Genomic DNA, 434 nt, shown 5'->3' with positions numbered 1-434 from the left:
GTCCGGCGCCGGTCATGACGAGGTGTCCTCCCTCGGGGTCCGCGCCCCGGGTCGACGTGAACGGCGACGAGAGTCTCCTGGCTCCCGGATCCGCGCGCCCCCGGCCTTCCGGTCCGGCGACGGACCGTGGCCCCTCGATGGGGGAGCGCTCCCCGGTGACAGTGGCGGGACCGCGCCGGATTCGCACCGGCTTCCTCTCCTGTCGCCGCGTGGGCAGCGATGAGTGCACCATGCCGCGATTCGGCCCGTCAACTCCCCGCTGACCTGCGAGGTGCCGGTGTGCCCGACCCCACACCCCACCGGGCGTTACGCTGCGGCGTACCCGGTGGCCGCCCGGACCCGGCCGGGTCCGGGCGGGAGGCGGGAAAACACGGGGAAGACGCGGGAGAACACGGGCAACGGGAGTGGAGCGTGGCGGAAAGCGGTGGGGAGCC

1 riboswitch is annotated in these 434 nt (G+C 74.4%).

Going from position 1 to position 434, the window contains the following annotated elements:
- Positions 1-71 precede the first annotated feature (71 nt).
- Positions 72-196, bottom strand: a riboswitch (cobalamin riboswitch).
- Positions 197-434 lie beyond the last annotated feature (238 nt).

This window comes from Streptomyces alkaliphilus (assembly GCF_014141535.1).
Lineage (GTDB): Bacteria > Actinomycetota > Actinomycetes > Streptomycetales > Streptomycetaceae > Streptomyces > Streptomyces alkaliphilus.
The sequence above is the reverse complement of the archived record's forward strand: the minus strand, read 5'-3'. Positions and strand labels throughout refer to the sequence as shown.